Below are 23,741 nucleotides of genomic sequence, written 5' to 3'. Positions count from 1 at the left end.
AGAGCGGTCAAGGGGTGGAACGGCTCGCCAGGCGCTCCTTGCCCGCCGGGGTCAGGCGCAGGCCGGCGGGGAATCTGCCCTCGGAGGTCCAGGCGCTGGCGACGATGTCGTCGTGGAACCCGAGGACCAGCGCCGGATCGGCCGGGTCCGCCGTGACGTAGGCGATCACCTCGCTGTGCTTCCAGGAGGGCGGGCCGAGCAGTTCAAGGACCTCGGCCCGGGTGTGGGGATCGACGAGCCAGAGGTCGAGACCGTCGAGGAAAGCCTTGTGGGCGACCGGATCGAGGACGGCGTCGGGCCGGAACCAGCCGAGCGCGTGGTAATGCGGGATGAACAGCGCTTGGAAGAAGGATTCATCGGGGTCTGACAGCGACTCGTCGACGAAGCCCATCGGGTTGCGGGCGTGGCCGTCGACGATCTCGAACCGGTGGCTGGATTCGTCGATGTAGCTGAGGGTGTCCTGGTAGGGCCACACCGCGGGCCAGCCGCCGTACATGGCTGGACGCTTCAGAGCGTGGTTCAGACCGTCGATCGCATGCTCGCGGATTTCCTCTGCGGAACGCATGCCTCATTCTACCGTTTTGCCTGTCAGGAGCAGGGTTTTTCCGACCGTCGACCGGGCTTCGATGGCAGCGTGCGCGGCATCGGCGCGCTCCAACGGGAACCGCTGTCCGATCACCGGGCGCAGCGTCCCGTCGGCGGCGGCGCGCAGCGCGGATTCCGTCAACCGGCGGAGGTCCGCGGGTCCGGCGGTGGGGCGGACGACGGTGACGCCGCGTTCGCGCGCCTCGTCCTCGGGGACGGCGGTCCACTGCCCGCTGGCCAGGCCGTAGGTGAGGATGCGGCCGCCGGGGCGGAGCTGTTCGTAGGCGGTGCGGCCGGTGGCGCCGCCGACGCCGTCGAAGACCACGTCCACGGGCTCGTCCAGCTGCCGCGGCCACGCCGGGTCGCGGTAGTCGATCGCCTGGTCCGCGCCGAGGGCGGTGGCGAGGTCGGTCTTGCGGGGACCGCCGGCCAGGGCGATCACGGTGGCGCCGGCTGTCTTCGCGAGCTGGATCAGCAGTGTGCCGACGCCGCCTGCCGCCGCCTCGATCAGGACGCGGTCGCCGGGCCGGATGGTCGCGGCCTCGATGAGCAGGGAGGCGGTGCGGCCGTCGGCGAGGACCGCCACCGCCGCGTCGAGGGCGAGCGTGTCAGGGACCGGATACAGGACGTCGATCGGGACCAGCGCCACCTCGGCGTAGCCGCCCGAACCGCCGGTCGAGCCGACCACGCGGGTGCCGATGAGCGCCGGGTCCACGCCGTCGCCGACCGCGCGGACCACTCCCCCGACACCGTTGCCGGGGATCGTCGGCAGCGTCGGGTGGAACGGGCCGGTGCCGGCGCGGGCTTGGGTCTCGACGAAGGTGATGTTCGCGTAGGCGACGTCGACCAGTGCCGTGTTCGGTTGGGGGACGGGCTCCGGGGTGTCCTCCGCGTGCAGCTCCGTCGGGGCGCCGAAGTCTCGCAGCCACACTGCGCGCATGTCGTTCCTCCAGGTCGTCGGCTCGGCGCGGGCCCGTGGGCGGCTCGTCGCTTTTCGATCCTCGCCCGGGAGGCGTGCACGTCGCCTCCGGCTCTGGGCGGCAGCTGCCTAAGACTTTGGTCCTAAGCCTGGTGACAGGACCTGCTAGCGGCGCTAGCATGCTGCTATGGGCAATCAGCAGTTGAACGCGCGCGTCCCGGACGTGATCGCCGAAGCGGCCCGAGCCGCCGCCGCGGACGCCGGAGTGAACCTCGGCGAGTACCTGGCCCGGCTGATCGACGCCGACACCCGAGGCCGCCGCGCGGTCTTCGACGCGGTCTTCGACCAGTTCGTCCAGGACGCGAAGGCCTCGGGGGCGTTCGACGACGACCTGCAGCCGGCCGCGTGAGCCCGGAGACCACCCCCGACCACCCGATCGACATCGCCTGGCTCCTCGACGCCGCGCAGCGCCTCCCCGGCGACCCCGCCGTCCTGGACTACGGCGCCCTGTTCGCCGCCCTCGCCCGCACCGAGGCCGTGGTCCTCGGCCGCCGCGTCTACGAGCGGCCGCACCACCAGGCCGCGGCCCTGCTGCACCAACTCGCCCGCGTCCCGGCCCTGGAGAACGCCAATCGGCTGTTCGCCGCCGCGACAGCCGTGGCGTACCTGTCCGCCTGCGGACTCCGCGTCCTGCCCGACCTGCGCGAGGCGGCGCGGCTGGCAGGGGACGCGGCGGAGGGGAAGCTGGACGTGGGGGCTATCTCCTGGGTCCTGCGGAACTGGACCAAGGAGTAGCCACTCCTAGAGCGCCAGGAGCACCTGGAGCGCCTAGAGCGCCGCCCTACAGCACCGGCAGGTACCGGTTCAGCTCGAACGGCGTCACCTGGTGCCGGTAGTCCAGCCATTCGGCGCGCTTGTTTCGCAGGAAGAAGTCGAAGACGTGCTCGCCGAGGGTCTCGGCGACCAGCTCGCTTTCCTCCATGCGGGAGATGGCCTCCGACAGCGAGGAGGGCAGGGTCTCGATGCCCAGGGCGCGGCGTTCGCCGTCGGTCAGGGTCCAGATGTTGTCCTCGGCGCCGGCGGGGAGTTCGTAGCCTTCCTCGACGCCCTTCAGGCCTGCGGCCAGCATCACGGCGAAGGCGAGGTAGGGGTTGCAGGCCGAGTCCAGGGAGCGGACTTCGACGCGGCTGGACTGGGATTTGGAGGGCTTGTACATCGGGACGCGGACCAGGGCCGAGCGGTTGTTGTGGCCCCAGCTGATGTAGCTGGGCGCCTCGCCGCCGCTGAAGAGGCGCTTGTAGCTGTTCACGAACTGGTTGGTGACGGCGGTGAACTCGCTGGCGTGGTGCAGGAGGCCGGCGATGAAGCTGCGGCCGGTCTTGGACAGGCTGTACTCCGCGCCGGGTTCGTGGAAGGCGTTGCGGTCGCCCTCGAACAGCGACAGGTGGGTGTGCATGCCGCTGCCGGGGTGCTCGGCCAGCGGCTTGGGCATGAAGGAGGCGTAGACGTCCTGCTCGAGCGCCACCTCCTTCATGACGTGGCGGAAGGTCATGATGTTGTCCGCGGTGGACAGCGCGTCGGCGTAGCGCAGGTCGATCTCCTGCTGGCCCGGGCCGCCCTCGTGGTGGCTGAACTCCACCGAGATGCCCATCGACTCCAGGTGGGTGATGGCCTGGCGGCGGAAGTCGTGGCCGACGCCGTGCGGGGTGAGGTCGAAGTACCCCGAATGGTCCACCGGCTCCGGTGCCTTGCCCGGCTTGGGCTGGCCCTCGAACAGGTAGAACTCGATCTCGGGGTGCGTGTAGAACGTGAACCCGCGCTCGGCGGCCTTGGCCAGGGTGCGCTTGAGCACCCAGCGGGGGTCCGCGTAGCTGGGGGCGCCGTCGGGCATCAGGATGTCGCAGAACATGCGCGCCGTGCCCGGGGACTCCGCGCGCCAGGGCAGGATCTGGAACGTCGCGGGGTCGGGCTTGGCCAGCATGTCCGACTCGGCCACCCGGGCGAAGCCCTCGATCGACGAGCCGTCGAAGCCGATGCCCTCGCTGAACGCCTGTTCCAGCTCCGCCGGGGCGATCGCCACCGATTTCAGGAAGCCCAGGACGTCGGTGAACCAGAGACGCACGAAGCGGATGTCCCGCTCTTCGAGGGTGCGGAGTACGAACTCCTGCTGACGTTCCATGAGCACAGTATGAACGAGGTGCGTTTCCGTGTGATTACGGCGCTAAAAAGTCGCGCGCGCGAGGACGGCGCGTCGCCATGCGGTAGCGGAAGGAACGAAGCGGCCAGTTGTTGACAACCCGCCCGTCAGCGGTTTTGTACCAGGACGAACAACCGGCCTCCCACGCGGTGCGCCGCAGCAGCCGCCGGATGGTCGCCTCGTACGCCGCCAGCGCCTCCTCGGCCACCTCGACCTGGCCGTCGCGGGCCGCTTGGAGCCAGCCCATGACGTACCGCACCTGCGACTCGATCATGTAGACCACCGAGTTGTGGCCCAGGTTCGTGGACGGTCCGTAGAGCAGGAACATGTTGGGGAACTCCGGGACGGCCATCCCGAGATACGCCGTGGCGCCTTCCCGCCACCGGTCGTGCAGCCGCACGCCGCCGCGCCCGACGATCTCGATCGGCGCCAGGAACTCTGTGGCTCGGAACCCGGTCCCGTAGACGAGCACCGCCACGTCCCGCTCCCGGCCGTCCTCTGTGCGCACTGCGCCCGAGGTCACCTCCGTGACCGCCTCGGTGACCACCTCCACGTTGTCCCGCGCGAGCGCCGGGTACCAGTCGTCCGAGATCAGGATGCGCTTGCAGCCGATCGGGAAGTCCGGAGTGAGCTTGGCGCGCAGCTCCGGGTCGTCGGGGATCTGCTTATCGAGGTAGCGCTTAGAGAACTTCTGTAGGCCGCGTCCCAATGGGCTTCCCGCTATAGCGGAGTACAGCAGCGCCTCCCCGAGGACGGCGTAGTTGAACCCGCGCATCGCCAGACGCAACCCCGGGACCCGGCGGAAGGCAGAACGCGCCAGCGGCCCGAACGTGTAGTCGTACTTGGGGATCACCCAGTTCGCGGAGCGCTGGAACACATAGAGGCGCTGCGCATAGCGCGCGATCTCAGGGACGAACTGCACCGCCGACGCACCGGTCCCGATGACGGCGACGTCCTTGCCGGCGAACGCCTCCGGCGGCCACTGCGCATCCCACTCCGCGGAGTGGAACGCCGCCCCCGCGAACTCCTCGCGCCCCGCCACAGAGGGGTACCGCGGCCTGTTGAGCTGTCCCACGCCGCACACGAGCACCCGCGCGGTGTGCTCGGACCCCGCGGCGTCCCTGAGCCGCCACAGACGCTCCTGCGGCTGCCACTCCGCGGCGACGATCTCGGTCTCCAGCCGCAGATGTGGTCCGAGTTTCCAACGCCGCACACACTGGTGGAGGTAGTCGAGGATCTCCGCCTGCTTGGGATACGCCCGCGACCAGCCCGAGTAGCGCGCGAACGAGTACGAGTACAGGTGCGAGGGCACATCGCAACCGCATCCGGGATACACGTTGTCCCGCCAGACCCCGCCGACGTCCGAGCCCTTGTCGAACACCACGAAATCCGCGACTCCGCCGCGCTTCAACTGGATCGCCATACAGAGGCCGGAAAATCCGGCTCCGACGATTGCTACATCATGTGCAACCTGATGCCCCCGGGCGGTCGTCATGTAGTTGAGTACACCGCCATACCGACGCTGCGTCGACATGGCGGCTGGTGCCGTACTCCGATACTTCAAGACCAAAACGCCACAGATCCGGACAGAACCGGACGGCGAACGGTCACACCGGGTATTCGCGAGGAAACTCTGAAGATCTTTGCCGAAAATCTCTCCGGAACCCCTCGCCAAGCGTTGTTGAACGGAGAATAATCCTGCAACGAGACCTCATCGTCCCCCCGTGCGATGGGGTCTCCCATCCCGAGGCCTCACCGTCCCCCCGTGCGGTGAGGCCTCGGACTTTTTTCCGGGCCGGGAAGGCTCGACGGGCTCCGGCGGGGTAGGGGTCCCGGCGAGGAGGCGACCATGATCCTGGTGACCGGAGCCAGCGGCACGTTGGGCCGCATGCTCGTCCCCGCCCTGACCCGGCGCGGCTCCGACGTCCGGGCGCTGAGCCGGCGCCCGCGCGGCGGTGCGGGACCAGGCGGCAGCGGCTCCTTCGCGTGGACCGTCGGGGATCTGGGCAGCGGCGCCGGACTGGACGAAGCCGTGGACGGGATCGACGTGATCGTCCACGCCGCCTCCAATACGCGCGGGCAGGGCAAGGGCGACGCGGACGCCGCGTGGCGCCTCATCGAGGCCGCCAAGCGCGGCGGGCGCCGGCCGCATGTGGTCTTCATCTCGATCGTCGGCGTGGACCGCCACCCCAGCGGCTACTACCAGGCCAAGTACGAAGCCGAGCAGACGATCGAGGCCGGCGGGCTCCCGCACACCGTCCAGCGGACCACGCAGTGGTTCCAGCTGCTCGACACGTTCTTGAAGATCGCGTCTAAGTCCCCGGCGGTCCCCGTGCCCTCGATCCCGTTCCAGCCGCTGGACGCCCGCGAGGTCGCCGGGCGCATGGCGGACCTGGCCACCGGCGAGCCGATGGGCCGTGCGGAGGACATGGGCGGACCGGAGGTGCTGGACGCCGGGGACATCGCGCGGGCTTATCTGCGCGCGACCGGGAAGCGGCGGCTGCTGGTCCCGCTCCGGGTACCGGGGAAGTCCGGGCGGGCGTTCCGGGCCGGCGTGCACACCTGCCCGGAGAACCGGCTGGGCAAGACCACGTGGGCCGAGTACCTGGCGGCCGAGTACGAGGCCTGAGAGGCCTCCCAGCGACGAGGCTTGGTGGCGGGACCCGCCGAACATCGATGAGGCCTGAGGGCGCGCGCGGCGCGCGCCCTGCCTCGGCAACGCCGTCTCAGCGCGGCCCGATGCCCTCCAGCAGGGTGTCGACCAGCGCCTCGACGAACTCCTCGCTCACCGGCTTGCCCGGGTGCTCGGACTTCATCGTCTGCACGATCGGCCCGGCGAACATCCGCACCGCGAGCTCCACGTCCAGGTCGGCGCGCAGCTCGCCGCCGGCGATCCCGTGCCGCAGGATCATCCGCAGCTGCTCGCGCCGCGGTTCGATCGCGACCGCCTGGTACTGCCGCACCAGCTCCGGGTGCAGCGTCGCGGCGGCCATCACCGAGGCGAACACCAGCCCGGCCATGTCCTCGTGCATGAGGCCGACCATGGTGTTCAGGTACTCCACGATGCGTTCGCGGGTGGTGCGCTCGTCGGTCAGGTCCGGCGGCGGGCACTCCTGCCACAGCGTGGCCATCGAGTCGACGACCAGGCTCTCCTTGTTCGGCCAGCGCCGGTAGACGGTCGCCTTGCCGACCCCGGCGCGGGTCGCGACCTGCTCCATGGACAGCGAGCCGTAGGGCACGCCCTCGCTGAGCAGGCCCAGCACCGCCTCGAGGATGGCGCGTTCGGCGGCCTCGCTGCGCGGCCGGCCGGGCCGGCGGCGGGCGGCGCCCTCGGCGGCGGCCGCGCAGCCCGGGTCGGCGCAGGAGCCCTGCACGTGCCCGGGATGGCGCTCGCCGGGGCGCGGGCCGTCATGGATCATCGTCATAGCGCTCCATCATCTCCTCGATGCCGGGCCGAGGGGGGACAACACGGGGGAAAACGGCGGCGGGAAACCGTCGCCGCGGAGCCCGCCGCTTCCGAACCCGCCTCTGCCGAGCCTGTCGCCCCCGATCCTGTCGCCCCGGAAGCCGTTGCTCCCGAACCTGTCGCCCCGGAACCCGTCCGCCGGTCCCGCCCGGCGAGCCGTGCGGCGCGCCGGGCGGGTCCGTGCTGTCGGCGGGTGTCCCGCTCAGGCCACTCCGGCGGCTTCGGCCGCGGCCGAGGCGTCAGCGCCGGCCTGTCGCTGCGGCGGTCCGGCCGGTGCGCCGGCGGACTTTCGCGGCAGCCAGGTCAGCGACACGATCGCGGCGAGGAAGGCGACGATCGCCGAGACCGTCACGGTCACGTGCATCGCGTGGATGAACGCGGCGTCGGCCTGCGGGTAGAAGTGCGCCAGCACCGGGACGTGCTCGCCGGCGCCCTTGGTGGCCTGGATCGAGCCGTCGATGTCGTGCAGCGCCGAGGGGTTCGGCACGACCGTCCTGAGCGGAGCCTCCATCCGGCCGCGGTAGGCCGTGGTGAGCAGCGTGCCCAGCACCGCGACGCCCAGCGCGCCGCCGACCTGCCGGACGGTGTTGCTCACCGAGGAGCCGACGCCGGCCTTCTCCCGGGGCAGCGAGGTCATGATCGTCGTGGTCGCCGGCGGCATCACGTTCGCCATGCCCATGCCCTGCAGGAAGAAGATCAGCAGCAGCAGCCAGGCCGCCGAGGTCTGGTTCACGAACTGGTACATCAGGAACGTGACACCGATGACCACCATGCCGAAGGTGGACACCGCGCGCGCCCCGAAGCGCTGCACCAGCCGCGCCGACAGCGGCGAGAAGATCAGCTGCGCCAGCGCGAACGGCGTCAGGAACAGACCGGCCTTCAGCGGGCTGTAGTTCAGCACCGACTGCAGGTAGAAGGACAGGAAGAACAGCACGCCCATCATCGCGAAGAAGGACAGGCCGACCAGCATGACCGAGGCCGAGAAGGGCCGCGAGCTGCGGAACAGCCGCACGTCCAGCGCGGGGTGGTCGGTCCGCAGTTCCCAGAACACGAACCCGGCGGACAGCAGGATGCCGGCGGCCAGCGAGCCCCAGATCTGCGGGTTGCCCCAGCCGACGTCGGCGCCGCGGATGATGCCGTAGACGAACACGACGATCCCGGCCATCGACAGGAACACGCCCAGCGGGTCCAGCTTGCCCGGCTTGGGGTTCTTGGAGTCCGGCACCAGGATCGCCATGGCGATCAGCGCGACGACGATGATCGGCACGTTGATCAGGAAGACCGAGCCCCACCAGAAGTGGTCCAGCAGCAGACCGCCGAGCACCGGGCCGATGGCCACGCCCAGCCCCACGCCGCCGGCCCAGATGCCGATCGCCTTGGGCTGCTCCTTGGGCTCGAAGACGTTGGCGATGATGGCCAGCGTGGCGGGCATGATCGCGGCGCCGAAGAAGCCCATCACGGCCCGGGTGGCGATCAGCGCGCCGGGACTGCCGGCATAGGCGCACAGCACCGAGGCGATCCCGAACCCGACCATGCCGGCCATCAGGATCTTCTTGCGCCCGAACCGGTCGCCGACGATCCCGAAGGTGAACAGCAGGCCGGCGAACACCAGCGTGTAGGAGTTGATCGCCCACTCCAGATCAGACTGGGAGGCACCCAGACCGGGCTGGTGCGGATCGTTCTCGGGCTGCGAGATGATCTTGAGCGCGACGTTCAGGATCGTGTTGTCCAGGACGACCACGAGCAAGCTGAAGACGAGTACACCGAGAATCGCCCACCGGCGCCTCTGCAGGGTCTCCCGATCCATGTTCCCCTCTATCCCCTCGATCGGTGCGGGTTTGATCCGATACGGAACAGGACCGTATCGATTTCCCACCGCGACTGTACGCCGCAGCTTATCGAGACGCAACCGTTTCGTATTGAAGGTGCGGGGGGTGGTTGTTCAACGCCACCCGCCCGCCGGCGCAACCCAGACACCCACCACCGAACTGCGCCCCCTGCGAGGCCATCAACACCCGCGCGAAGCCGTAAAGAGCTTCTTGAAACCCACCAACACACCAGACCCCACAGCCCGCCCCGCCCGCGCCCCAAGTCGGGCGCGCCGCGTCTACCGATACGTGTCCGCGGAGCCGCCCGACACCTGATCGATCAGGGCCGTCAGACGGTCGCGGAAGCCCAGGCGCGGGCCGCTGCCCCGGCCGCCCTTGCGGCCCTCGCCTTCGCCGGCGGTGGAGGCGAGGAGGTGTTGCGCGGCGTCGAAGCCGGGGACGATTCCGTTCTCCGGGACCAGGAGGGCGTCGTGGGAGAGGGTCAGGAGTTCGCTGGAGGTTTCTTCGTCCTCTGCGAGGGTCAGGATCGCTGCTCCGCGGCGGCGGGCGTCGTCGACGCGTTCCAGGAGGGGGGTGCCGGGGTCGTCGGGGGCGACGATGAAGACTGCTTCGCCTTTGCGCGCCTGCTCCAGGCGGGCCAGCGGGACTGCGAGGTGCGGCGGTGCGCCGTCGGGGATCTGGTGGCGGATCAGGGTCGGCGCCAGCTGCGGGAGGTTGGCCAGGCCGGCTTCGGTGTCCAGGTGCGCGGCGAGGTGCCAGGGCTCCTCTTCGGGGGTGCCGACGAGCAGGAGGCCGCCGGGGCTGCGCGGGGCGCGCCGCAGGGTGCGGGCGAAGCCTCGGCATTCGCCGAACCACGGGGTTCCGCTGACGAGTTCGCGGAGGAAGGTGGTCTGCTCGGCATCCATGGGATTCATACTGCCGGTCCGGGCGCCGCCAGGACACCCGGACCGGGGTTATTCAGTGTGGATCGGCGTGGATCGGTCGGGACCGACTGTGTTTCCGACGAAGGGATACAGCCCGGGGCTCAGTGGTACGAGTGCGACTCGTCCGGGTATGCCCCGTTCACCACGTCGCTGGCGAACGCCCGCGCCGCGTCGCCGAGCAGCGTGCGCATATCCGCGTACTGCTTCACGAACTTCGGCACGCCGCCGGGTGTCAGTCCCGCCATGTCGGTCCAGACCAGGACCTGCGCGTCGGTGCCGGCGCCGGCGCCGATGCCCACGGTGGGGACGTCGATCTCGGCGGAGACCCGCGCGGCCAGTTCGGCCGGGACGAGCTCCAGGACGATCGCGAACGCGCCGGCGTGCTGCAGCGCCTTGGCGTCGGAGATCAGCTTCTCCGCCTCCTCGTCGCCCCGTCCCGCTATCCGGTATCCGCCCAGGACGTTGACCGACTGCGGGGTGAGCCCGATGTGCGCCATCACCGGCACGCCGGCCTGCACCAGCGCCTCGACCTGCGGGAGCACCCGGCGGCCGCCTTCGAGCTTGACCGCGCCGACCCCGGCCTCCTTCATGAACCGCGCCGCGGTCTCCAGCGCCTGGGCCGGCGAGGACTGGTAGGAGCCGAAGGGCAGGTCGCCGATCACCATGGCGCGCTTGGTCCCGCGCACCACGGCGGCGGAGAGCATGACCAGCTGGTCGACGGTCACCGGCACGGTGTTCTCGTACCCGAGGTGGTTGTTGCCCGCGGAGTCCCCGACGAGCAGGACCGGGATCCCGGCCTCGTCGAACACGCCGGCGGTCAGGGCGTCATAGGCGGTGAGCATCGCCCACTTCTCCCCCTCGCGCTTGGCCTTGGCCAGGTCGCGGACGGTGACGCGGCGGCCGGTCCCGGTCCCGCCATACAGCGAGAGCTTGGGCTGGGCGGCCGAGGACGATACTGCGGACTCCTGCGTGGCGCTGCTTTCAGCGGACATGCTGGCTTCTCCTTGAAGAGACGACTCGAGGCGCCGAAACGGCGTACCCGGACGAGGCTGATCGTCTCACGCCCGGCATCCCTTGTTAAGGGGTGCGCGTCTGGCGCCCGAACCACCCGTGACTCTGCTCACAACTGCACAAAAGTCGTTTGCGGGCCGTGGGCGCGCCCCCGAACAATCGGCGCGTGACCGCACAACCCGCGCCGCCCGGCGACGCGTCGCAGCCAAGCGTCCCGCCCCGTCGCCGATGGCGCGATATGAGCGTCGACGTGACGCCGCTGAGGGTCTCGCGCGACTACCGGTTCCTGACCGCGTCCTCGGTGATCTCCGGCTTCGGCTCCTTCCTGACCTATGTCGCGGTCCCCTTCCAGATCAAGGACCTCACCGGTTCGGCGCTCGCGGTCGGTCTGCTCGGCGCGACCGAGCTGGTGCCGCTGGTGGTCTGCGGGCTGTGGGGCGGCGCGCTGGCCGACGCCATGGACCGGCGCAAGCTCGTGGTGTCGACCGAGGCGGCCTCGGCGCTGTTGTCGGTGCTGCTGTTGGTGAACGCGCTGATGCCGCATCCGCTGCTGTGGCCGATCTACGCGCTGACAGCGGCGTTCGCGGCGGTGAACGGCTTGCAGCGGCCGTCGCGGGAGGCGATCGTGCCGCGCATCGTGCCGCCGGATTTGGTGGTCCCGGCCGGCGCGTTGCAGTGGCTGCTGGGGTCGTTCACGCAGATCGCCGGGCCTGCGCTGGGCGGTGTCCTGGTCGCTACGACCGGACCCACGGTCTCCTATGTCGCGGACGCCGCGACATTCGTGATCTCGTGCGGATTCCTCTTACAGCTCAAGCCTTCGCCGCAGGGCGAGGACGCCGAGGGAGCCAGCCTGCGCGGGATAGCCGCCGGCTGGCGGTACGCGCGCAGCCGGCAGGAGTTGATCGGCACGTATGTGGTGGACATCGCGGCGATGACGTTCGCGATGCCGACCGCGCTGTTCCCCTTCCTCGCCGACCATCTGCACGCCTCGTGGTCCCTGGGACTGCTGTACGCCGCACCCGCCGTCGGCTCGGCGCTGATCTCCCTCACCAGCGGCTGGACGAAGCACGTCCACCGGCACGGGCTGGCGGTGATCTGGGCCGCCGGGGCGTGGGGCGTGGCGATCGCGTTGGTGGCGGCGACGCAGCAGGTGTGGATCGTGGTGGCGTGCCTGGCCGCCGCCGGTGCGGCGGACGCGGTCAGCGGCGTGTTCCGGATGTCGATCTGGAACCAGACCATCCCCGACGCGCTGCGCGGCCGGCTCGCCGGGATCGAGATGCTGTCGTTCTCCAGCGGACCGATTCTGGGACAGATCCGCGCCGGGTCGATGGCGGCACTGCGGGGACCGGTGTTCTCGGTCGGCTTCGGCGGTGTGGCCTGCGTCGGGGCGGTGATCGGGCTGGCCGCGTGGCTGCCGGGGTTCCGGCGTTACGACGCGCGGACCGATGCGCACGCGGGCGCTGTCAGGGCCGAAAGGCTGGCGGCGCATGCTGAGCCGTCCCTATGATCGAAGGCCTTTGAGGGTCCGAGCGAGGGGTTGGCATGGACAACGGGGACCGGAACGGGCCGCCTTGGGGCGCGCCGCCGGAGGCGACAGGGGATTCGAGCGGACCGCCGCCACAGGGCTTTCCCTGGCAGAACAACGGTTTCGGAGCGCCGAACGAGCCGGGGGCGGGGGCGCCCGGGACGCAGCAGGGCTGGCCTCAGGGTAACTATCAGGGCTCTTCGCAAGGCAGCCAGGGCGGCCAAGGTGGACCCGGCGGACCCGGCGGACAGCAGGGCGGACCGCAAGGTGGGCCTCCGGGTGGACAGCAGGGCGGACCGCAGGGCGGAAACCTCGGAGCGTCGCAGGGTTCGATGACGTCGTTCCCGCTCGCGGCGACCGGCTCGTACGCGGCCGTCCGTCCGCCGGAGCCGCCGCCGGTCCAGGCGCCGCCGCAGGCACCGCCTCCGATGACCTCGTTCCCGCTCGCCGCGACCGGCGCCTACCGGTCGGTCGGGCAGCAGCAGGGCAACGCGGACCTGTCGGCCAGCGGGTTCCGGGCCGTTCCGCAGGCGGGACCCGGGCCGGGCGGGCAGTTCGCCGGTCCGATGGGCCCTCCCGGTCCCTACGGTCCGCCGGGACCGCCCGGACCTCCCGGTCCCCCGCCCGGGGACACCACCGGAAAGCGTCGCAGAACCCTGCTGATCGGGGCGTCCGTGGTCGCGGTGGCCGGTGTCGCCGGCGCGGCGATCTTCTTCGCCACCGGAAGCGGCAGCGACAGCAAGAAGCAGCCGAGCCCCAGCACCACGCCCACGACGTCGGGGTCGGCGCAGGGCGCGTCCGGCTCGGCGACCGGTCCGGGCGGACAGGCTGTCAACGGCACGGGTTCGCAGCCGTCCAGCAGCGCGAGCCAGAGCGCGCCGAGCAGTGCGCCGCCGTCCACGTCGAACGCCGCTCCGCCGGCTGCCAAGCCGGTCGCGGACCTGCTGCACTGGCGGCTGAACGACAAGCCCGGCAGCACCGCCGCCGCCGACACCTCCGGCAAGAAGCGCGCCGGCGCGGTGAGCGGCGAGGCCGGATTCTCGACCGCGCACGGCGGATCGGCGGCGTTCAGCGGCGCGGCGAAGCAGATCAAGGGCGGCCAGATCCAGACCAAGGCGCCGGCGATCGACACCACGAAGAGCTTCACGGTCTCGATGTGGGTGGACCAGACCGGGACCACCACGCCGACGAAGTACGCCGCCGCCTTCAGCCAGGACGGCCCGCAGTGCTTCGCGTTCACGTTCAGCTACTCGCTGGACAGCAAGACCTGGTCCTTCGTCCGGGCGAACGCCGACGGCCCGACGCCGACGACGGTCGGCGCCGGCGGGACCGCCCCGACGCCGATGAACACCTGGGTCAAGCTGACCGGGGTCTACGACGCGCAGGCCGGGACGCTCGCGTTCTTCATCAACGGCGTGCAGCAGGGCGGGGCGGTCAAGACCGGGTCGGCGCCGTACGCCGCGACCGGGCCGTTCGCGATCGGGCGGAGCTGGTACGGGAAGTTCCCGACGAATCCGTTCAAGGGCTACATCTCGGATGTGCAGGTCTTCGGACGCGCGCTGTCGGCCGACGAGGTGAAGGCGCTGTAGAGCGCGGGCCGACGGCGCCGGAGGCTGTGGCCGCGGTCGCTGCCGCGTCCATCGCCGCCGGCGCCGTCGGGCACGGCGCTCCCGCCGTCGTCGGGGCTCGCTGTCGGCCGGCTATCGGCTAGCTGTCGGCCTCCGCCGCCTCGTCGGCCTTGCGCCACGCCTCGTTGCGCTCCTGGACGCGCTGCAAGGCGTGCTCGGCCTGTTCCCGGGTCTGGTACGGCCCGAGGCGGTCCTTGGCGGCGCAGGCGCCCGCCGGCTCGACCGCGCCGTGTTTCACGCAGTAGTACCAGCCGTCGTCCTCCGGCGGCTCGCCCTTCTTGGTCCAGCGCATCGCAGTCTCCCTGCTGTCACCGGGTGCCTAGACTGTCTGACTATGGCGACACTTGTACCCGGCACCGTCTCTCCCACTCTGCCCGTCCCGGCGGCGATCAAGCGACCGGAGTACGTGGGACGCAAGGGACCCAGGCCGTACACCGGCGGCGAGGTCCAGGACGCCGAGACCGTCGAGAAGATGCGGACCGCCTCCCGCATCGCCGCCGACGCGCTGGTGGAGACCGGCAGGGCGGCCAAGCCCGGCGTCACCACCGACGAGCTGGACCGCATCGGCCACGAGTACCTGCTGGACCACCGCGCCTACCCCTCCACGCTGGGCTACAAGGGGTACCCCAAATCGATGTGCACCTCGGTCAACGAGGTCATCTGCCACGGCATCCCGGACACCACGGTCCTGGCGGACGGCGACATCGTGAACGTGGACATCACCGCCTACATCGGCGGCGTCCACGGCGACACCAACGCCACCTTCGAGGTCGGCACCGTAGACGAGGAATCGCACCTGCTGGTCGAGCGCACCCGCGAAGCCCTGGACCGCGCCATCAAGGCCGTCCGCCCCGGCCGCCAGATCAACGTCATCGGCCGCGTGATCGAGAGCTACGCCAAGCGCTTCGGCTACGGCGTCGTCCGCGACTTCACCGGCCACGGCATCTCCACGGCCTTCCACACCGGCCTGATCATCCCGCACTTCGACGACCCCTACGCGACCCTGGTGATGCAGCCCGGCATGACCTTCACCATCGAGCCCATGCTCACCCTCGGCACCGCCGACTACGAGATGTGGCCCGACAAGTGGACCGCGGTCACCCGCGACCGCAAGCGCACCGCCCAGTTCGAGCACACGATGGTCGTGACGAACGACGGCGTCGAGGTGCTGACGCTGCCCAGCGGGGAGTGAGGGTCAGGCGAAGCCTCGGAAACGCCGACGCGCTGACGCCCCGCCCTCAGTCGGTCGGCTCGCCAGCGGTCTCCGCCGCGACCGCCTCGACCACGGCTGCCTCGACAACCGCCTCCACCACCAGCGGCTCTATCAGGCTCCTGCGAAGCTCGGCGACCAGCTGCGCGGTCAGCCCGTGCGCCAGCAAGTAGCCCTCGATCGAGCCGTGCGAGGCGCGCATGCGCTCCAGGGTCGCCAGGATCAGCTCCGGCGGGCAGGCCAGGGCTTGGCCGTTCAGCCGTTGGCCGAGGCCGGTGGCGGCTTGCAGTTGCTCGACCGCCTGGGTGAACTCCTCGGCGAGGTAGGCGCTGGTGAGGTGGTAGTCCTCGGCTATGACCTCGTCGCTGACGCCGAGGAGCGACAGGATGATGGCGACCACGACGCCGGTGCGGTCCTTGCCCGCGGAGCAGTGGACCAGGATCGGGTGGGCTGTGGCGGTTGCCACATGGGCCACGGCGGCTGCGAGGACCTCGCCGCAGTCGTCGACCATGTGGTCGTAGACCGTCTTGAGGTCCTCGGGGGACTTGCCGAAGGAGTCGCCGGTGAAGCGGAAGACCGGGAGGCGCAGGACCGCGATGCCGGTGCCGTCGAGGGCGTCGGGTGACAGCCGGGCTTCGAAGTCTTCACGCAGGTCCACCACGGTGCGGACGGGGAGGCCGGCCAGGGTGGCGCGGGCGCTGTCGTCGAGGCGGTGCAGGGCGTCGCCGCGGAGCAGGAGGCCCGCGCGGACGGTGCCGCCGGCGGCCGGGTAGCCGCCGACGTCGCGGAGGTTGAAGGTGCCGGCCAGCGGGATGCGGCGGTCGGCGGGGACGGTCGGTATCCGGGGCGGCGGTGTGGTCACGGCCACACGGTACCCGCGCCACGGTTCGCCCCACTGGCACCCCCTGACGAAGTCCGGGTTGCCAGGAGGTATCCTGACCCTTACCGCGTTAGGCCTTCGACCACGTCAGGGGGCTTGGGTGCCGAGGAGCTGGCGACCTGCCAAGAACCGGAAGCGCGAGCACGCCGCTTCCCTCGTTGGGGTGCGCGATGGAGTGCGCGACGGAGTGCGCGCGGAAGGGCTTCTGGATCCGCTCGATCGCCTGGTCGCAGCCGGGTTCGCGGTGGTCCCGGCCGCCGCCCCGCGCGAGGGCTCGTGCAGTTGCGACCGTCTGGGCTGCCCCACGCCCGCCGCGCATCCGCTCTCCCGCGCCTGGCAGGTCGAGGCGAGCACCGATCCCGAACGCCTCGCCCTGTGGCGCGCGCGCCACCCCGAGGCCAACTACGTCACCCCGACCGGTAAGACCCACTCGGTCCTCGACGTGCCCGACGACGTCGGCGCCGACGCCCTGCGCCGCATCCTGGTCGCCGGGACCGCCCCCGGCCCGGTCGCCGAGGCGGACGGCCGCTATCTGTTCTTCACCGCCCCGCGTACGAACCCTGACACCGACGACGTCGACGAGGACGAGTGGTGGTCCAGCTCCCTGGACTGCCGTCCCGAAACCCTTCAGGAGCACCCGGGACTGCGCTGGCACGACCGAGGCAGCTACGTGTTCGTCCCGCCGTCGGTGAACATGGCCGGGAGCACAGCGCGCTGGGTCTACTGGCCCGCCGACGGCACGCCGCTGCCGGACGCGGTGGTCGTCCTGGAGGTCCTGGCCGACGTGCTCGCGGAGTTCTCGGCCGCCTAGAAACCCGCCTTCCCCTATCGTAAGGCGGATGATCGCCACCAGAAACCTCGCCTGGGACGGCTGCGTCAACGTCCGAGACCTCGGCGGACTCGGACGGATCAAGCCGGGCGCGGTGGTCCGGATGGAAGCCCCGACCAGCCTGACGGCGGCGGGCTGGACCGCGGCCTGGGACCACGGCGTCCGCACGGTGCTGGACCTGCGCGCCGAGGACGAATCCGAGGCGGATCAGACGCCGAGACCGGACGGCATCGCCGCGGTCCGCGTCCCCCTGGACCCCGAGCCCGGCACGGCGTTCCACGACCACTGGACGCCGATCGACAACATGGCGACGCCCCTGTACCTCCCGGCACTCCTGGCCGAGTACCCGGACCGCGTGGTCGCCGCGGTCCGGGCCATCGCGACCGCGGCGCCCGGCTGCGTGGTCTTCCACTGCTCCGGCGGCAAGGACCGCTCCGGCCTGATCGCCTTGGTCCTGCTCGCCTTCGCCGGCGCCGAGCCGGAGGAGATCGTCGCCGACTACCTGCTCACCTTCGACCGGATGAAGGCGCGGTACGACGCGCTGGGCATCCGCGACCAACGCGTCGCGGTCGGCGAGCGCCTCGCCCAGCACGGCACCACCATCGAGGCGTCGCTGAGCACGACGATCGCCGGGCTGACGATGCCCGGCTACTTGCTGGACAACGGCTTGTCCGCGGCGGATCTGAGCGCCCTGGAGTCCCGCCTCAGCGCGTGAGGTGGACTCACCGGTACAGCGAGCGCAGGCCCGACGCGCCTCACAGCTCCGGCTGCCGCACCGCCGAATGGATCGTCCCGACGACCTCGCCGAAGCCGATCCGCGCCCCGTTCGGGCCCGGCGCGACGCCGCCGATCGCGACCGTGTCGCCGTCGACGAGGAACGTGCGGGTCGAGCCGTCGGCCAGGGCCAGCGGCTCGGTTCCGTTCCACGTCAGCTCGATGAAGGAGCCGCGCTGTTCGGGCAGCGGGCCCGAGACGGTGCCGGAGGCGTAGAAGTCGCCGGTGCGCAGGCTCGCGCCGTTCACCGTCATGTGCGCCAGCTGCTGCGCCGGGGTCCAGTACAAGCCGGCGAACGGCGGCGTGGAGACCGTGTGGCCGTTGAGCTTGACCTCCATGAGGATGTTGTAGCCCCAGGTCTCGCCCTGCAGGTAGGGCAGCGGGACCGGGTCCTGGTACGGCGGCGCGACGCGCGCGTCCTGCAGCGCGGCCAGCGGCACCACCCACGGGGAGACCGACGTCGCGAACGACTTGCCCAGGAACGGACCCAGCGGCACGTACTCCCAGGCCTGAATGTCGCGCGCGGACCAGTCGTTGACCAGCACCACGCCGAAGACGTGGTCCTGGAACTCCTCCACCCGCACCCCGCCGCCCAGCGGCGAGGGCGTGCCGATGACGAAACCCACCTCGGCCTCGATGTCCAGGCGCACGCTGGGCCCGAAGCGCGGCTCCTCGTCGGTCGGCGCCTTGCGCTGCCCGGAGGGCCGCACGATCGGGGTCCCGGAGGGCACGACCGTGCCGGCGCGGCCGTGGTAGCCGATCGGCAGGTGCTTCCAGTTCGGCATCAGCGCCTCGCCGTCCGGCCGGAAGATGCGGCCGAGGTTCGTGGCGTGGTCCTCCGAGGAGTAGAAGTCCACGTAGTCCGCCACCTGGAAGGGCAGATACAGCACCACGTCGGTCAGCGGGACCAGCAGCGGCTCGACGGCCTTGCGGCGCTCGGGGTCGGTGAACAGCTCGGTGAGCCGGGCCCGCACCGCCGCCCACGCCGGCGCGCCGAGCGCCATGAACGGGTTCAGCGTGCCGATCGCGAAGTACGCCGCCGGCTCCTCGATCGTGCCGTCCAGCAGACCGCCCTTCGCCAGCGCGCCGAGGCTGACGACGTAGTCGCCGATCCGGGTGACCACGTGCGCCGGCCGCTCACCGTGGGTCGCGACGCCGTAGGGCAGGTTCTCGACCGGGAAGTCGGTCCGGGGCGGGAGCCGGACCCAGGTGGGCTGTGTCATAACCGTCCTTCGTTCGGTGGCACACGGTCTCCTCGCGCGGGGCCGTCGGCGCCGCTGCTCGGCTCAGCCGGCGTGGACGGTCGGCAGACCGGGCAGCAGCCCCAGGCCCGCCAGGTCGTCGACCGGCTCCTGGAAACTACAGGAGCCGAAGCCGTGGAACAGGTCGCGGGTCCGGGCCGTGTCCTCGACCGTCAGAGCTTTGACACGTTCGGCCAGGTCGGCGCCATCGGTGAGGGCCAGCAGCGCCGCCACGTCCTCGATCTCGGCGCCGCCGCCGGCCCGCTCGGCGGCCAGCAGCACGTTGAGGAAGCCGTGGTGGGCGAAGCCGGTCTCGGCGTCGGTGTGCCGCACCGCGTTGTGCAGCCCGGCCGTGGCCTTCAGCCCGACCTCCAGGTCCGCGCAGCCGACCAGGAATTCGGCGACCGCCAGCGGCGTCGGGAACGCCTCGGCGCTCAGCCCGCCGGTGCGCAGCTTGGCGTGCAGCAGCTCGCGGCCGGTGAGGGTGGGAAGCAGGGAGCGCATATCGGCCGGGGCGATCTCGATGTACGCCTCGACGCCGTACGGCAGCCGCCGCTCCAGGTCCTCCAGGCGCTCGCCCGGATGGCGGATCTCCACGGCCTCCAGGATCATCCGGTCGTCGTCGTCCACCCCGGAGAAGGCGGCGAGCAGACCGTCCACGCCGGTGTCGGCGATCAGGCCCAGGCGCAGGCCCTCGTCCTCGTCCAGCAGCGGTTTGAGGGCGGCGAGCTGGGAGACCGGGCACAGGAAGCGGCCGAGCAGGCCGCTGTGGACGCCGGCGTCGTGGGTCAGGTGCGCGGGCACCGCCTCGACGAGGGGGGCGTCGCCGGGCGGGAAGAGCGCCGCGTCGTCGATCAGCTCTGCGAACAGGACGCCGAGGGCGCCGGGGTCGGCGGTTGACATGACCGCCACGGTAGCCCATGGTCGAAGAGAGCGGACAGCGACGTCCGATTATCGAACACCGTGAGATCGCACAGTGAAGGGGACGGCGGCGATGGCCTACTACCGCGCAGTGGGCGAGATCCCGCACAAGCGCCACACCCAGTTCCGGAGCCCGGACGGCGCGCTGTACTCCGAGGAGCTGATGGGTGTCGAGGGCTTCTCCTCCGACTCCGCGCTGCTGTATCACGTCGGGCTGCCCACGGCGATCGTGGACTCCGTGGAATGGGAGCCGCCGGGCCCGATCTCCGGGGCGGTCGCGAACCGTCCGCTGAAGCCGCGGCACTTCCTCACGCACAAGCTGGACGGGTCGGGATTGGATGCTGTTACCGGCCGGCATTTGTTGCTGGGCAACGGAGATGTGCGTCTCTCCTACGTCGCGGCGACGGAAGCCTCTCCCCTGTATCGGAACGCCATAGGCGACGAGTGCGTGTACGTGGAGTCCGGCTCGGGCGTCGTGGAGACCTCGTTCGGCGCGCTGGAGGTCGGTCAGGGCGACTATGTGCTGCTGCCGACTTCGACGATCCACCGGTGGGTTCCCTCGGCCGCGTCGGACGAGCCGCTGCGGCTGTTCGTGATCGAGGCGACCGGGCACATCGGTCCGCCGAAGCGCTACCTGTCGGCGAAGGGCCAGTTCCTGGAGTCCTCGCCGTACTGCGAGCGAGACCTGCGCGGGCCGTCCGAGCCGCTGCTGGCCGAGGGGACCGACGTCGAGGTGCTGGTCCGGCACCGCGCCGGCGGGACGAAGCTGACGTACGCGCACCACCCCTTCGACGTCGTCGGCTGGGACGGCTGCCTGTACCCGTACGCCTTCAACATCGCCGACTTCGAGCCGATCACCGGCCGCGTCCACCAGCCGCCGCCGGTCCACCAGACCTTCGAGGGCCCGAACTTCGTGATCTGCTCGTTCGTCCCGCGCAAGGTGGACTACCACCCGCTGTCGATCCCGGTGCCCTACAACCACCACAACGTCGACTCCGACGAAGTGCTGTTCTACACCGGCGGCAACTACGAGGCGCGCCGCGGCTCCGGCATCGGCCAGGGCTCGATCTCGCTGCACCCCTCCGGGCTGACGCACGGACCGCAGCCCGGCGCCGCGGAACGCTCCATCGGCGCGGAGTTCTTCGACGAGCTCGCGGTCATGGTGGACACCTTCCGGCCGCTGGAGATCGGCGAGGGCGGCGTGGCCTCGGAGGACCCGGGGTACGCGTGGACGTGGTCGGGGCGGCACACCGGGAGCTGACGGCGCCTGGCACTGCTTGGCTCGCCTGGCACTGCCGACACTGCCTGACACCCCGAAGGGTCGGCGCGCGCGCCGTTGAGGCGCCCCCGCTTCGGGTAGCGTCACCATGTGCTGAGAAAGACTCTGGTCGCCATCGGGTGCGCGGCGCTGCTCGCCGGTTTCGGAGCGGTTCCCGTGCGGGCGCACGCGGCCACTGCTTCGTGCCCTGATTCGCAGGCCGCGATGCTGGCGTTCAACGGCACGCGGGCGTGGAGCATCGCCGGGACCAAGGGCGGCGGTGTCACCATCGGCGTGGTCGGCGCCCCGGACCGGGTCGCCGAGGCGGCGTGCGCCATCAGGGCTCTGGCACCGGACGCGACGGTGGAGTCCGGGTCGGCGAGCGGGGCGATAGTGGTGGTCGCGGACACCTCGGTCGATCCCGCGTCGATCGGCGGCAGTTCGCTGGTGATCGCGGCGGCCGGGGACACCGGGGAGGCGATGTCTCCGCGTCCGCAGGGTGTGGTGAACGTGGCCTCCGCGGGCGAATCCGGGTCGCCGCAGCAGTCTTCGTCGTACGGTCCCACGGTGACGCTCGCCGCGTACGGCAACGACACCTCGACCGCCGCCGGCTACGTCGCCGCGCTGGCCGCGATCCTGCGGGCCGGGCACGCGAACTGGCCGGCGCGGCAGGTCGTGGCGCAGATGGCCGGCTCGATCAACCCGGCGTCGGGGAATCAGCACACCGATCAGCTCGGATTCGGGGTCATCGCGCCGGTCCAGGCCGCGAGCCTGCAACCCCTGGATCCTGAGACGCTGCCGGGGTTCGACGCGATGTTCCCGGTCAACCAGCCGCCGCGCAGCGGCGCGCCGAGCACGCGGTCGGGACCGACGAGCGCGGCGAATCCGGGTTCTGCTTCCGCGACGCCGTCCTCGGGTGGTCCGACGTCCCCTTCAGGCTCGCCGTCGGTCGCGCCGTCGTCGCCGATCTCCGCACCGGGGACCACCGACACCGCCAACGTCTGGCCCACCAACCCGATCTTTTCGACGGGTCCCTCGAACGGGTCACATGCGGCTGCGGGCAGCGGCGGCGGCTCGGGCGGCTTCAATCCGATCCTGCTTTTCGGCTTGCTCGTGATCCTCGCTGGTGGCGGGTATGTCCTGTGGCAGCGGCGGCGGCAGCCCAGGCCCGCGGCGGTGAAACCGGAGTCGGAATGGGAGGCGCCGAGCGGTCCCCGTCATTCGGGATACAGCCCACCGGAGGAATGATCGTCGGCTACGGTTTCCGGCATGAACGGCGACGAAGGCGGCTTCGGCAGAGCGTCATCCGACGAGACGCCGACCGAGTACATCCCGCGGATCACCGATTCACCCGTCCCGCCCGCTGAGGCTCAGACGGAGGTGATCCCGAGGGTCGTCTACACGCCGCCGCCGAGTTCTGAGTTCCCTGACGGGAGCGGGAACGGGAGCGAGAACGACCGCGCGGATCAGGGCTCTGAGCCCGGAACCCGTTCAGCCCGCACCTCCGAGCGCGCCGCCAGGTCGGCGCGACGCCGGCTGGTGGTGCTCTCCGGCTTCGGCGAGGTGCTGATCACGCTCGGCGCCGTCATGGCGCTGTACGTCGTCTACACGCTGTGGTGGACGAACGTGGAGGCGCACAAGGCCGCCAACACCGTCGCCAACCAGATCCAGCAGCAACTGGCGCCGACGGCTCCGGCCGGCACGCAGCCGAAATCGGTGTTCGCGCCCAGCGAGGGCTTCGCACTGATGACCATCCCGGCGATCGGCAAGGACGACATCCCCGTGATGCAGGGGGTGGACAAGGCGAAGGTGCTCGACAAGGGCGCCGTCGGGCACTACACGACGCCGGCCACGGCGATGCCGTGGGACCCGACCGGGAACTTCGCCGTCGCTGCGCACCGGCGGACGTACGGCGAGCCGTTCCGGTACATCAACCAGCTGCGGATCGGCGACCACGTGGTCGTGGAGACCACGCACGGCTGGTTCGTCTACGCGCTGGACAAGGAGCTGCCCCAGACCGACCCGACCAACATCGGGACGATCGCGCCGATCCCGAAGGGCGGGCCGTTCACCGCGCCGGGGCGGTACATCACCCTGACGACGTGCACCCCGGAATGGGCCTCGACGTACCGGCTCATCTGGTGGGGGCACCTGGTCCGGGTGGACCCGCTGAACGGTCCCCCGCCGGCGGAGTTGAAGGACCCGAATCGGCACACCTGAGGCCCGCTCGAGACGGTCCTGAGGCGGGTCTGACCAGCGCGATTCTTGGATTCGCAGGGGTGGCCGCTACGATGGATCGATCCAAGCGAACGCTGCGCGGGACAGGTCACCTTAGAAGCCGGTCGGAAACCGGCTTCCTTCATGTGACGCAGAACGCAGTGGGGTCCGGAACCTGCCATTCCCCGGTCCACCACTTCAGGCGCGGCTATCGCCTACCTGGTCGTCCAACAATGGGACCAGGCCGCCTTGTGACCGTTCTGTACACCGCTGCGGCGCAATCCATGCGCTCGTGCGCCCCTGAGGACGTGTCCGCCTTCAGAAGGGC

Annotated in this window: 23 protein-coding genes; 11 read left to right on the top strand and 12 right to left on the bottom strand. The window is 70.8% G+C overall.

Annotation, left to right across the window (positions count from 1 at the left end; translation table 11 throughout):
- Positions 1-7: 7 nt before the first annotated feature.
- Complete coding sequence (locus CACI_RS08495) at positions 8-565, bottom strand: hypothetical protein (RefSeq protein WP_012785919.1); 558 nt, start codon at positions 563-565, stop codon at positions 8-10.
- Between the two features lie 3 nt (positions 566-568).
- On the bottom strand, positions 569-1,525 hold the full coding sequence (locus CACI_RS08490; RefSeq protein ID WP_012785918.1) for a zinc-binding dehydrogenase: 957 nt from the start codon (positions 1,523-1,525) through the stop codon (positions 569-571).
- Positions 1,526-1,691: 166 nt separating this feature from the next.
- On the opposite strand from CACI_RS08490, the gene CACI_RS08485 reads away from it, so the two are divergent.
- Entirely contained in the window at positions 1,692-1,913 is a 222-nt protein-coding gene (locus tag CACI_RS08485; protein ID WP_012785917.1) for a hypothetical protein, read from the top strand.
- Positions 1,910-2,299 carry a hypothetical protein gene (locus CACI_RS08480; protein ID WP_012785916.1) on the top strand — a complete coding sequence of 130 codons (390 nt, stop codon included), beginning with the start codon at positions 1,910-1,912 and terminating at the stop codon, positions 2,297-2,299. The genes CACI_RS08485 and CACI_RS08480 overlap by 4 nt, the downstream gene beginning before the upstream one ends.
- A 46-nt stretch (positions 2,300-2,345) precedes the next feature.
- Here CACI_RS08480 and CACI_RS08475 read toward each other — a convergent pair whose 3' ends face one another.
- Together CACI_RS08475 and CACI_RS08470 are read right to left on the bottom strand one after the other, a co-directional pair.
- On the bottom strand, positions 2,346-3,683 hold the full coding sequence (locus CACI_RS08475) for a glutamine synthetase family protein (protein WP_012785915.1): 1,338 nt from the start codon (positions 3,681-3,683) through the stop codon (positions 2,346-2,348).
- 34 nt (positions 3,684-3,717) lie between these two features.
- Positions 3,718-5,196: a flavin-containing monooxygenase gene (locus tag CACI_RS08470; RefSeq protein WP_012785914.1), complete on the bottom strand. Its 1,479-nt coding sequence runs from the start codon at positions 5,194-5,196 to the stop codon at positions 3,718-3,720.
- A gap of 354 nt (positions 5,197-5,550) precedes the next feature.
- Here CACI_RS08470 and CACI_RS08465 point away from each other — a divergent pair, with 354 nt between their 5' ends.
- Positions 5,551-6,330 carry an SDR family oxidoreductase gene (locus tag CACI_RS08465; protein WP_012785913.1) on the top strand — a complete coding sequence of 260 codons (780 nt, stop codon included), beginning with the start codon at positions 5,551-5,553 and terminating at the stop codon, positions 6,328-6,330.
- Between the two features lie 97 nt (positions 6,331-6,427).
- On the opposite strand, the gene CACI_RS08460 is transcribed toward CACI_RS08465, so the two are convergent.
- The 4 genes from CACI_RS08460 to panB form a co-directional block, all read right to left on the bottom strand.
- Positions 6,428-7,126, bottom strand: a complete 699-nt coding sequence (locus tag CACI_RS08460; RefSeq protein WP_049871516.1) for a TetR/AcrR family transcriptional regulator — start codon at positions 7,124-7,126, stop codon at positions 6,428-6,430.
- Between the two features lie 243 nt (positions 7,127-7,369).
- Complete coding sequence (locus tag CACI_RS08455; RefSeq protein ID WP_012785911.1) at positions 7,370-8,974, bottom strand: MFS transporter; 1,605 nt, start codon at positions 8,972-8,974, stop codon at positions 7,370-7,372.
- Positions 8,975-9,274: 300 nt separating this feature from the next.
- Complete coding sequence (locus tag CACI_RS08450) at positions 9,275-9,901, bottom strand: hypothetical protein (RefSeq protein ID WP_049871515.1); 627 nt, start codon at positions 9,899-9,901, stop codon at positions 9,275-9,277.
- Positions 9,902-10,020: 119 nt separating this feature from the next.
- Positions 10,021-10,911: a 3-methyl-2-oxobutanoate hydroxymethyltransferase gene (gene panB / locus CACI_RS08445; RefSeq protein ID WP_012785909.1), complete on the bottom strand. Its 891-nt coding sequence runs from the start codon at positions 10,909-10,911 to the stop codon at positions 10,021-10,023.
- A gap of 257 nt (positions 10,912-11,168) precedes the next feature.
- On the opposite strand from panB, the gene CACI_RS08440 reads away from it, so the two are divergent.
- The gene (locus CACI_RS08440; RefSeq protein ID WP_012785908.1) at positions 11,169-12,437 is read left to right on the top strand and encodes an MFS transporter; all 1,269 of its coding nucleotides are present in this window, start codon (positions 11,169-11,171) and stop codon (positions 12,435-12,437) included.
- Positions 12,438-12,787: 350 nt separating this feature from the next.
- A complete protein-coding gene (locus tag CACI_RS08435) occupies positions 12,788-14,044 on the top strand; it encodes a LamG domain-containing protein (RefSeq protein ID WP_041540124.1) in 1,257 nt (418 codons plus the stop codon).
- 118 nt (positions 14,045-14,162) lie between these two features.
- Here CACI_RS08435 and CACI_RS08430 read toward each other — a convergent pair whose 3' ends face one another.
- The gene (locus CACI_RS08430) at positions 14,163-14,375 is read right to left on the bottom strand and encodes a hypothetical protein (protein ID WP_012785906.1); all 213 of its coding nucleotides are present in this window, start codon (positions 14,373-14,375) and stop codon (positions 14,163-14,165) included.
- Between the two features lie 42 nt (positions 14,376-14,417).
- On the opposite strand from CACI_RS08430, the gene map reads away from it, so the two are divergent.
- A complete protein-coding gene (map, locus tag CACI_RS08425) occupies positions 14,418-15,275 on the top strand; it encodes a type I methionyl aminopeptidase (RefSeq protein WP_012785905.1) in 858 nt (285 codons plus the stop codon).
- A 46-nt stretch (positions 15,276-15,321) separates the two neighbouring features.
- On the opposite strand, the gene CACI_RS08420 is transcribed toward map, so the two are convergent.
- Positions 15,322-16,155, bottom strand: coding sequence for a tyrosine-protein phosphatase (locus CACI_RS08420; RefSeq protein ID WP_223297484.1), 834 nt, complete (start codon positions 16,153-16,155; stop codon positions 15,322-15,324).
- A gap of 181 nt (positions 16,156-16,336) precedes the next feature.
- Between CACI_RS08420 and CACI_RS08415 the strand changes: the two genes are divergently transcribed.
- On the top strand, positions 16,337-16,984 hold the full coding sequence (locus CACI_RS08415) for a bifunctional DNA primase/polymerase (protein WP_223297483.1): 648 nt from the start codon (positions 16,337-16,339) through the stop codon (positions 16,982-16,984).
- A 28-nt stretch (positions 16,985-17,012) separates the two neighbouring features.
- A complete protein-coding gene (locus CACI_RS08410; RefSeq protein WP_012785902.1) occupies positions 17,013-17,717 on the top strand; it encodes a tyrosine-protein phosphatase in 705 nt (234 codons plus the stop codon).
- A 40-nt stretch (positions 17,718-17,757) separates the two neighbouring features.
- On the opposite strand, the gene fahA is transcribed toward CACI_RS08410, so the two are convergent.
- A complete protein-coding gene (fahA, locus tag CACI_RS08405) occupies positions 17,758-18,999 on the bottom strand; it encodes a fumarylacetoacetase (RefSeq protein WP_012785901.1) in 1,242 nt (413 codons plus the stop codon).
- Positions 19,000-19,062: 63 nt separating this feature from the next.
- Positions 19,063-19,920, bottom strand: coding sequence for a nitroreductase family protein (locus CACI_RS08400; RefSeq protein WP_012785900.1), 858 nt, complete (start codon positions 19,918-19,920; stop codon positions 19,063-19,065).
- Positions 19,921-20,011: 91 nt separating this feature from the next.
- On the opposite strand from CACI_RS08400, the gene CACI_RS08395 reads away from it, so the two are divergent.
- The 3 genes from CACI_RS08395 to CACI_RS47095 all read left to right on the top strand — a co-directional run bounded on the left by CACI_RS08395 (position 20,012) and on the right by CACI_RS47095 (position 23,416).
- The gene (locus CACI_RS08395) at positions 20,012-21,199 is read left to right on the top strand and encodes a homogentisate 1,2-dioxygenase (RefSeq protein WP_012785899.1); all 1,188 of its coding nucleotides are present in this window, start codon (positions 20,012-20,014) and stop codon (positions 21,197-21,199) included.
- Between the two features lie 108 nt (positions 21,200-21,307).
- Positions 21,308-22,444 carry a hypothetical protein gene (locus CACI_RS08390; RefSeq protein WP_041540123.1) on the top strand — a complete coding sequence of 379 codons (1,137 nt, stop codon included), beginning with the start codon at positions 21,308-21,310 and terminating at the stop codon, positions 22,442-22,444.
- Positions 22,445-22,465: 21 nt separating this feature from the next.
- Positions 22,466-23,416 carry a class E sortase gene (locus CACI_RS47095; protein WP_012785897.1) on the top strand — a complete coding sequence of 317 codons (951 nt, stop codon included), beginning with the start codon at positions 22,466-22,468 and terminating at the stop codon, positions 23,414-23,416.
- Positions 23,417-23,741: the final 325 nt, after the last annotated feature.

This window comes from Catenulispora acidiphila DSM 44928, from assembly GCF_000024025.1.
Classification (GTDB): domain Bacteria; phylum Actinomycetota; class Actinomycetes; order Streptomycetales; family Catenulisporaceae; genus Catenulispora; species Catenulispora acidiphila.
The sequence above is the reverse complement of the archived record's forward strand: the minus strand, read 5'-3'. Positions and strand labels throughout refer to the sequence as shown.

What these genes read in the sequence shown, in the direction of transcription:
- CACI_RS08470 (WP_012785914.1), bottom strand. Translation starts at nt 5,196, where the DNA reads ATGACGACCGCCCGGGGGCATCAGGTTGCACATGATGTAGCAATCGTC.
- CACI_RS08455 (WP_012785911.1), bottom strand. Translation starts at nt 8,974, where the DNA reads ATGGATCGGGAGACCCTGCAGAGGCGCCGGTGGGCGATTCTCGGTGTA.
- panB (WP_012785909.1), bottom strand. Translation starts at nt 10,911, where the DNA reads ATGTCCGCTGAAAGCAGCGCCACGCAGGAGTCCGCAGTATCGTCCTCG.
- CACI_RS08430 (WP_012785906.1), bottom strand. Translation starts at nt 14,375, where the DNA reads ATGCGCTGGACCAAGAAGGGCGAGCCGCCGGAGGACGACGGCTGGTAC.
- CACI_RS08450 (WP_049871515.1), bottom strand. Translation starts at nt 9,901, where the DNA reads ATGGATGCCGAGCAGACCACCTTCCTCCGCGAACTCGTCAGCGGAACC.
- CACI_RS08465 (WP_012785913.1), top strand. Translation starts at nt 5,551, where the DNA reads ATGATCCTGGTGACCGGAGCCAGCGGCACGTTGGGCCGCATGCTCGTC.
- CACI_RS08410 (WP_012785902.1), top strand. Translation starts at nt 17,013, where the DNA reads ATGATCGCCACCAGAAACCTCGCCTGGGACGGCTGCGTCAACGTCCGA.
- CACI_RS08485 (WP_012785917.1), top strand. Translation starts at nt 1,692, where the DNA reads ATGGGCAATCAGCAGTTGAACGCGCGCGTCCCGGACGTGATCGCCGAA.
- CACI_RS08475 (WP_012785915.1), bottom strand. Translation starts at nt 3,683, where the DNA reads ATGGAACGTCAGCAGGAGTTCGTACTCCGCACCCTCGAAGAGCGGGAC.
- map (WP_012785905.1), top strand. Translation starts at nt 14,418, where the DNA reads ATGGCGACACTTGTACCCGGCACCGTCTCTCCCACTCTGCCCGTCCCG.
- CACI_RS08400 (WP_012785900.1), bottom strand. Translation starts at nt 19,920, where the DNA reads ATGTCAACCGCCGACCCCGGCGCCCTCGGCGTCCTGTTCGCAGAGCTG.
- CACI_RS08440 (WP_012785908.1), top strand. Translation starts at nt 11,169, where the DNA reads ATGAGCGTCGACGTGACGCCGCTGAGGGTCTCGCGCGACTACCGGTTC.
- fahA (WP_012785901.1), bottom strand. Translation starts at nt 18,999, where the DNA reads ATGACACAGCCCACCTGGGTCCGGCTCCCGCCCCGGACCGACTTCCCG.
- CACI_RS08435 (WP_041540124.1), top strand. Translation starts at nt 12,788, where the DNA reads ATGACGTCGTTCCCGCTCGCGGCGACCGGCTCGTACGCGGCCGTCCGT.
- CACI_RS08395 (WP_012785899.1), top strand. Translation starts at nt 20,012, where the DNA reads ATGGCCTACTACCGCGCAGTGGGCGAGATCCCGCACAAGCGCCACACC.
- CACI_RS08460 (WP_049871516.1), bottom strand. Translation starts at nt 7,126, where the DNA reads ATGACGATGATCCATGACGGCCCGCGCCCCGGCGAGCGCCATCCCGGG.
- CACI_RS47095 (WP_012785897.1), top strand. Translation starts at nt 22,466, where the DNA reads ATGAACGGCGACGAAGGCGGCTTCGGCAGAGCGTCATCCGACGAGACG.
- CACI_RS08490 (WP_012785918.1), bottom strand. Translation starts at nt 1,525, where the DNA reads ATGCGCGCAGTGTGGCTGCGAGACTTCGGCGCCCCGACGGAGCTGCAC.
- CACI_RS08495 (WP_012785919.1), bottom strand. Translation starts at nt 565, where the DNA reads ATGCGTTCCGCAGAGGAAATCCGCGAGCATGCGATCGACGGTCTGAAC.